We start from the raw sequence: 7,602 nt of genomic DNA, 5'->3' as shown, positions 1-7,602 counted from the left end.
CCGCGCACACGCCGGAGCCCGAGTACGCCTGGGCGCCAGCCGAGCCGCCGCGTGCGCGCCGTCGCCTGGGCTGGTGGATCGGTGCGCCGGCCGTCGCGCTCGCCGTCGTCGCGGTCGTCGCCGCATCGCTCGTGCTCATCGCTCCGGGCACCGCCGTCGCCGGTGTCACCGTCGGCGGGATGACGCCGGGGTCCGCCGCCGCCGCCATCACCCAGCGACTCGCCGAGACCACGGTCGACATCACGACGTCGGCGGGCACCGTCTCGGTCACCGGTGCCGATCTGGGCGCGACGGTGAACGCCACCGAGATCGCCTCGTCGGTGTTCGAGACCCGCCCGGCATGGAACGTCACCCAGTGGAACGGCACCCCGGTCGCGGTGAACGTGACCGTCGACGCGGCAGCCGTGCACAAGGTGCTCGCGGCCGCGGCCCCCGACCAGAACACCGAGCCGACCGATGCATCGGTCGGCTTCGACAGCGCATCCGGCGCGTACACCGTGACCCCGGCGGTCGCAGGCTCCGGCCTCGACGCGACCGCCGTGACGGCCGCCCTCGTGAGCGCCTTCACCGACGGTCGCTCAGCGACGACGATCTCGGGCCAGCGCGTGCCGCTCAGCCCCGCGGTGACCACGGATGCCGCCACCGCCGTGGCCTCGAACCTCAACCATGTGCTCTCCACGGCCGGCTTCTACGTCGGCGAGGAGCGCACGGTCCCGCTCGACGCCGCGACGGTCGCCTCGTGGCTGACGGTCAGCGACGCGAACGGCGCCCTCACGGTGACCGCCGACCGCACCGGCATCCAGAAGGCCGTCGACGGACTCGCCGCGGCGGTCGACACCGCGCCCGTGAACGCCAAGATCATCACCGACCTCCAGGGCAAGCAGCTGGGCACCGAGAACGACGGTACGAATGGCCGCTCGATCGGCGACACCACCGGCATCGCCGCAGCCTTCGCGTCGCAGCTCGGGTCGGCCACCACATCCCCCGACGCCGGCGTCTACCGTCTCCAGGTCGCCGAGACCGCGTTCCAGACCGAGACGGTGAGCCGCAACATCGACGTCAACCTGACCACCCTCACCACGACGCTCTACGAGAACGGGCAGGTCGTCGCGAGCTACCCGGTCTCCCCCGGCAAGCCGTCCACGCCGACCTCGACGGGCAACTTCCGTATCTACGCGCACATCGCACTGCAGGACATGGGGTGCACGGCGACCTCGACCTATTGCACCAAGAACGTGCCGTGGGTCTCCTACTACAACGGGGACGAGGCGCTGCACGGCGCCTACTGGCACAACGAGTTCGGCATCCGCGGCGTCAGCCACGGCTGCGTGAACATGCGCATCCCCGACGCGAAGTTCGTCTACACCTGGGCGCCGATCGGCACGCAGGTCAGCGTGCACTACTGAGCCCGGGTCGAACCCCTGTCACGACGAAGGGGCGGATGCTGCGGCATCCGCCCCTTCGTCGTGACGTCTCAGGCGCCCAGGCGCGCCTTGAGGTTCGCGTCGATCGTCGAGAGGAAGTCCTCGGTGGTCTGCCAGGCCTGCTCAGGGCCGACGAGCATCGCGAGGTCCTTGGTCATGGCGCCCGACTCGACCGTGGTGATCACGACGTCCTCGAGGGTGGCCGCGAACTCGATGAGGGGCTGGTTGCCGTCGAGCACGCCACGGTGCTGCAGGCCGCGCGTCCACGCGAAGATCGAGGCGATCGGGTTGGTGGAGGTGGGCTTGCCCTGCTGGTGCTGGCGGTAGTGACGCGTGACGGTGCCGTGCGCGGCCTCCGCCTCGACGATCTTGCCGTCGGGGGTGGTGAGCACGGAGGTCATGAGGCCCAGCGAGCCGAAGCCCTGCGCGACGGTGTCGGACTGCACGTCACCGTCGTAGTTCTTGCACGCCCAGACGTAGCCGCCCTCCCACTTGAGCGAGGAGGCGACCATGTCGTCGATGAGGCGGTGCTCGTAGTGCAGTCCCTCGGCCTCGAACGCCTGCTTGAACTCGGCGTCGTAGACCTCCTGGAACAGGTCCTTGAAGCGGCCGTCGTAGGCCTTCAGGATCGTGTTCTTGGTCGAGAGGTAGACCGGGAACTTGCGCGCGAGACCGTAGTTCAGCGAGGCGCGGGCGAAGTCGCGGATCGACGCGTCGAGGTTGTACTGCACCTGGGCGACGCCGTCGCCGGGCGCCTGGTAGACCTCGAACTTCAGCGGCTCGCTGCCATCCTCGGGCGTGAACTCGACGGTCAGCGTGCCCTTGCCGGCGAAGCGGAAGTCGGTCGCGCGGTACTGGTCGCCGAAGGCGTGGCGGCCGATGATGATCGGCTTGTTCCAGCCCGGCACGAGGCGCGGGATGTTGGAGATGATGATCGGCTCGCGGAAGATCACGCCACCGAGGATGTTGCGGATGGTGCCGTTGGGCGACTTCCACATCTTCTTCAGGCCGAACTCCTCGACGCGGGCCTCGTCGGGGGTGATGGTGGCGCACTTGACGCCCACGCCGTGCTTCTGGATCGCGTGCGCCGCGTCGATCGTGACCTGGTCGTCGGTCGCATCGCGGTGCTCGATGCCGAGGTCGTAGTACTCGAGGTTCACATCGAGGTACGGGTGGATGAGGGAGTCCTTGATGAACTGCCAGATGATGCGGGTCATCTCGTCGCCATCGAGCTCGACGACCGTTCCCTCGACCTTGATCTTCTCCACCGGTGGATCCTCACTTCTCGTGCGCTTCTCAGACCGCGGACCAGCCTATCGCACGGAGAAAGTATCTCGATATCAAGAGAATTCATGGATGCCGCGACCCCCGGTGGCAGCGGCATCCATGGGCTTCTTGTGAGGTTCGCACACAGGCGTTGGGACGCACCCGCACAGGGGCTAGCCTGTGACCATGGCCGACCTCCGTCTGGAAGAGCTCTCCGCCGCCACCATTGTGGCCGTGAACAATCTGTCGCTGAAACCCGGGCAGGAGCAGTTCCTCGCACCGGTGAGCTACGGCATCGCCGCGACCGTCGTGAACCCCACCACCACCTGGCAGCGCGTCGTGCTCGAGGGTGACGATGTGGTCGGTTTCGTGAGCGGCAACTTCGACCCGGACGCCCTCCAGGACCACTTCCGCTCGGTGCTCTGGCGCATCAACGTCGACGCCGACGACCAGGGCAAGGGCATCGGGCGGTTCGCCGTCGACGGCCTGCTCGCCGAGGCGCGCACGCGCGGCTCGAGCCGTCTCACCGTCATCTACGAGCCGGGCGACGGCGGCCCCGAGGCCTTCTTCCGCCGCGTCGGCTTCACCCCCGTGGGCGAGACCGAGTTCGGCGAGACGATCGCCGAGATCTCGCTCTGATCGGGCGGATGCCGCGGCATCCCCCTTTCTCCCCTCTCCCCCCTCTCTCCCTTCCTCCCCCACTTCCGCCGAATCCACACGACCCCGCCGAATCCACGCGTCATGCCCGCGCGGGAGGCGTGGATTCGACGCGCGCGGGTGGATTCGACGGCGTCGAAGAGGCGCACCCGCCGGCGTGCGCGACGTCATTTGTTGGCAATCTCGACAAAAGACTTGCGCGAAGTCCTCCGCTCTGAATAGTCTCCCTGTCGAGGCGCCGATCGAAGCGCTTCGAAGTCCTGACGATGGAGCAGAGATGGCGACGATCGACGACGTGGCGCGAGCCGCGGGCGTGTCCATCAGCACCGTCTCCTACGCCCTGAGCGGCAAGCGGCCCGTCGCGGTCGACACCCGGCGGCGCATCCAGGCCGCGATCGACGAACTCGGCTACCGCCCCAATGCCGGAGCCCGCATGCTCGCCGGCCGACGCACGCGCATCTTCGCACTCACCGAGCCGCTGCGCCTGGACACCCACGCGCCCACCCACATGGCGTTCGTGCTGGCCACCGCGATCGCGGCGCGGAAGGTCGACTACGACGTGCTGCTGCTCACCGACGCCGAGACCACCACGGGGATGCAGCGGGTCGCCGACAGCGCGCTCGCGGACGCGGTTCTGGTGCTCGACGTCGCGCCCGACGACGACCGGGTCGCGCTGGCGCGCCGAATCCCGGTGCCGAGCGTCTTCATCGGCGTACCCGACGACCACGACGGACTCGTCTGCGTCGACTTGGACTTCGAGGCCGCGACCATCGAGGCGGTCGACCGTCTCGCGGCCCTCGGCCACCGGCGCATCGGCATGCTGGGGCATCCCGAAGTCTCGTACGACCGGTCGAACTTCCCTCCCCGCGTGCGCGAGGCCTTCCGGCGTCGCGCCGACGACCATGGGATCGCGCACGACTTCCGCCACACCGGTGTGGGCGCGACCTCCACTTCGGCGGTCCGCCAGGGCATCTCCGAGATGCTCGACGCCGGGGCGACGGCCATCCTCCTGCACTGCTCCGACACCTGCCACGCGATCGCACTCGCCGCGCTCGACGCGCGCGGCCTCGACGTTCCCACCGACATCTCCCTGATTTCGGTCGGATCCTCCTTCGACACGGCGACGCTCACCACGCCGATCGACGCCCTCCCGCTGATTCCGGAGGAGTCCTGCGAGCGCGCGGTCGCGCTCGCGATGGCCTGCCTCGACGACGGGCGCTGTGCACCCGGCGTCCACCTCATCCCGCCGACCTATCGATCTCACGCCTCGATCGCCCCACCCCCGGCCGCCGCTCGTCGCGCGGGATGACGCCGCTCCGCCGAGCTGTGGCATCCGCGTTATCGAAGCGCTTCGACTCATCGTCCCTTCCACACACACCCGACCGATGACGGTCACCGAGAAAGGAGTGCCAACGATGGCACGCAGATCACACCTCACCGCGAAGCGGGCGGCCGCGGCCGTCGGCCTCGTCATGGCCGCCGGGCTCGTGCTCGCCGGCTGCTCCGGCGCCGGAAGCTCCGCCGCCACCGACTCGTCCAACACGCTCAAGCTCTGGGACTACGAGAGCGCGGACAGCGCGATGGGCAAGGGCTGGGCCGAGGCCGTGAAGATCTTCGAACAGGAGACCGGCGCCAAGGTCGAGTACGAGTCGAAGAGCTTCGAGCAGATTCGCTCCACGGCGAGCCAGGTGCTCAACTCCGACGAGGCTCCGGACGTCATGGAGTACAACAAGGGCAACGCCACCGCCGGCCTGCTCGCGAGCCAGGGACTGCTCACCGACATCTCCGGTGCGGTGAGCCAGTACGGCTGGGACAAGAAGCTCGCGTCGTCGCTGCAGACCACCGCCAAGTACGACGACAAGGGCATCATGGGCGGCGACAAGTGGTACGGCGTGCCCAACTACGGCGAGTTCGTCACCGTGTACTACAACAAGCAAATGTTCGCCGACGCCGGCCTGCAGGTGCCCACCACCTACGACGACTTCGTGAAGGTGCTCGACGCCTTCGTGGCCAAGGGCATCACCCCCCTCGCCGAGGCCGGTGCCGAATACCCGCTCGGCCAGCTCTGGTACCAGCTCGCCCTCAGCAAGGCCGACCGCAACTGGGTCAACGACTACCAGCTCTACAAGTCGCCCGTGGACTGGCAGGGCACGCAGATCAGCTACGCCACCGACACCCTCAAGCAGTACGTCGACAAGGGCTACATCTCCAAGGACGTCGCCGGGATGAAGGCGGAGGACGCCGGCACGGCGTTCATCGCCGGCAAGTACCCGATCTTCGTCTCCGGCAGCTGGTGGTACGGCCGCTTCACCTCGGAGATCAAGAACTACGACTGGGGCATCTTCCCCTTCCCCGGCTCCGACCTCAGCCTCGGATCCTCTGGCAACCTCTGGGTGGTTCCCGCGAACGCGAAGAACAAGGACCTCGCCTACAAGTTCATCGACATCACCATGCGCCCCGAGATCCAGGCGATCATCGGCAACAACGGTGGCGTCCCCGTTGCGGCGAACCCCTCGGACATCACCGACGCAAAGAGCAAAGAGCTGATCTCGGCGTTCAACGCGATCACCGCCAAGGACGGGCTCGCGTTCTATCCCGACTGGCCGACGCCGACCTTCTACGACACCCTCGTCGCCCAGCTGCAGAACCTGGTCAACGGGACGGATCCGTCGAAGGTGCAGTCCGCTCTCGGCAGCGAGTACGNGGGGCCGGTTCACCGGCCCCGCCCCCACCGACCCGAACCGCGAGAGACCCACCATGACCAGTGTTCCCTTCGTCCGGCGCGCCCGCGCTCGACGCCTTCCTCCCGACGAACCGCTCATCCCGCAGCGGGGCCGTGCCGGACGCGGTGCGTACTGGCTCTACCTCGTCCCCGGGCTCGTGCTCCTCACGGCGGTGATCATCATCCCGCTCGCCTGGAACGTCTACCTGAGCTTCACGACGTGGCGGGGGATCAAGCCCCCCGTGTGGGTGGGCCTCGCCAACTGGACGCGGCTGCTCGGCGATGAGAAGTTCTGGACGTCGTTCGGGAACAGCATCTGGATGATCGTCGCGATGGTCGTGCTCCCGACGATCATCGGGCTGGTGCTGGCGGCGTTGCTCTTCGACGTCATCGGGCGCAAGTTCGGCGGTCGACTCGCGAGCTTCCTGCGGGCCACCTACTACCTCCCGCAGATCCTGCCGGTCGCCATCGCCGGCATCGTGATCGGCTGGGTGCTGCGTCCGCAGGACGGCGCCCTGAACTCGCTGCTCGAGGCCGTGGGCCTCGGCGGCCTGACCCACGACTGGCTCGGCAGCCCCGACACGGCGCTGTGGGCCATCATGGCGGTGCTCGTCTGGGTGCAGATCGGCTACCCGGTCGTCGTGTTCATGGCGGCCCTCCAGCGCGTGGACCCCGAGCTGTACGAGGCTGCCGAGCTCGACGGCGCGAACTGGTTCCAGCGCTTCCGCGCGATCACCGTGAGCATCATCCGACCGGAGATCTACGTGGTCGCCCTCACCTGCACGATCGCCGCACTGAAGGTGTTCGGGCCCGTGTACGTGCTCACCCGCGGCGGGCCTGGAACGGCGACCATCGTGCCGTCGTACTACTCGTACAGCCAGTTCTTCCAGGCGCAGCAGGTCGGCTACGGCGCGACCATCGCCACCGCGCTCACCATCGTCATCGCGATCGTCGCGGTGCTGTTCATCCGGGCGCAGAACGCGTCCGAGCGCAAGGAACGGGCGGGACTCTGATGGCCGACACCATGACTCTCACGACGGGACGCACGGCGACCCGCCCGAGCCGTCGCCCTCGGCGCGCCAACCGTGCGCGCGGCGTCGACTGGCTGATGCTCGCGTTCGCGATCGTCGCGGCGCTGCTCATCATCGCGCCGTTCTACCTGATCCTCGTGAACTCGTTCAAGACGCCCGCCGATTACTCCAACGGCGGACCGCTCGCGTTCCCGACGCACATCTCGTTCGACGGTCTCGCCGCGTTCTGGCAGCGCGTGGACTTCCCGCAGAAGGTGTGGAACTCCGTGTTCATCTCCGGCATGGTCGCCGTGCTGGCCGTGCTGATCTCGGTGCTCAACGCCTTCGCGATCGGCATCGGCCGCGTGCGCGGACGCACGTGGATCGTGCTGCTGTTCCTCCTGGCCAACCTGCTGCCGCAAGAGGCGCTCCTCTACCCGCTGTACTACATGGCCAAGGCGGTGGCCTGGAGTCCCGCGGGGTGGTGGTCTTTCGGGCCCGCGGCGTCGTGACCGCGACGGGG

The 7,602-nt window shown here is 68.2% G+C and carries 6 protein-coding genes and 1 pseudogene; 6 read left to right on the top strand and 1 reads right to left on the bottom strand.

Annotated elements, in window-relative coordinates; genetic code table 11:
• The coding region (locus tag ASG00_RS06855) for a L,D-transpeptidase family protein (RefSeq protein ID WP_200930880.1) at window positions 1-1,406 on the top strand (1,406 nt) is incomplete at its 5' end.
• Window positions 1,407-1,474: 68 nt separating this feature from the next.
• Here the strand turns inward: ASG00_RS06855 and ASG00_RS06850 are convergent.
• Complete coding sequence (locus tag ASG00_RS06850; RefSeq protein WP_045245731.1) at window positions 1,475-2,692, bottom strand: NADP-dependent isocitrate dehydrogenase; 1,218 nt, start codon at window positions 2,690-2,692, stop codon at window positions 1,475-1,477.
• Between the two features lie 184 nt (window positions 2,693-2,876).
• Here ASG00_RS06850 and ASG00_RS06845 point away from each other — a divergent pair, with 184 nt between their 5' ends.
• The 5 genes and pseudogenes from ASG00_RS06845 to ASG00_RS06825 all read left to right on the top strand — a co-directional run bounded on the left by ASG00_RS06845 (window position 2,877) and on the right by ASG00_RS06825 (window position 7,591).
• Window positions 2,877-3,329: a GNAT family N-acetyltransferase gene (locus ASG00_RS06845; protein WP_056207851.1), complete on the top strand. Its 453-nt coding sequence runs from the start codon at window positions 2,877-2,879 to the stop codon at window positions 3,327-3,329.
• 295 nt (window positions 3,330-3,624) lie between these two features.
• Window positions 3,625-4,656, top strand: a complete 1,032-nt coding sequence (locus tag ASG00_RS06840; protein ID WP_056207848.1) for a LacI family DNA-binding transcriptional regulator — start codon at window positions 3,625-3,627, stop codon at window positions 4,654-4,656.
• Window positions 4,657-4,732: 76 nt separating this feature from the next.
• Window positions 4,733-6,050 (top strand): annotated as a pseudogene (locus ASG00_RS06835) (ABC transporter substrate-binding protein); the annotation flags it as partial.
• Window positions 6,051-6,104: 54 nt separating this feature from the next.
• Window positions 6,105-7,082: a carbohydrate ABC transporter permease gene (locus ASG00_RS06830; RefSeq protein WP_045245917.1), complete on the top strand. Its 978-nt coding sequence runs from the start codon at window positions 6,105-6,107 to the stop codon at window positions 7,080-7,082.
• Window positions 7,082-7,591: a carbohydrate ABC transporter permease gene (locus ASG00_RS06825; RefSeq protein ID WP_056518630.1), complete on the top strand. Its 510-nt coding sequence runs from the start codon at window positions 7,082-7,084 to the stop codon at window positions 7,589-7,591. Before ASG00_RS06830 ends, ASG00_RS06825 begins: the two co-directional genes overlap by 1 nt.
• The last annotated feature ends 11 nt before the right edge of the window (window positions 7,592-7,602 follow it).

Source organism: Microbacterium sp. Leaf351, assembly GCF_001423825.1.
GTDB classification, from domain to species: Bacteria; Actinomycetota; Actinomycetes; order Actinomycetales; family Microbacteriaceae; genus Microbacterium; species Microbacterium ginsengisoli.
The sequence above is the reverse complement of the archived record's forward strand: the minus strand, read 5'-3'. Positions and strand labels throughout refer to the sequence as shown.

What these genes read in the sequence shown, in the direction of transcription:
- ASG00_RS06845 (WP_056207851.1), top strand. Translation starts at nt 2,877, where the DNA reads ATGGCCGACCTCCGTCTGGAAGAGCTCTCCGCCGCCACCATTGTGGCC.
- ASG00_RS06840 (WP_056207848.1), top strand. Translation starts at nt 3,625, where the DNA reads ATGGCGACGATCGACGACGTGGCGCGAGCCGCGGGCGTGTCCATCAGC.
- ASG00_RS06830 (WP_045245917.1), top strand. Translation starts at nt 6,105, where the DNA reads ATGACCAGTGTTCCCTTCGTCCGGCGCGCCCGCGCTCGACGCCTTCCT.
- ASG00_RS06825 (WP_056518630.1), top strand. Translation starts at nt 7,082, where the DNA reads ATGGCCGACACCATGACTCTCACGACGGGACGCACGGCGACCCGCCCG.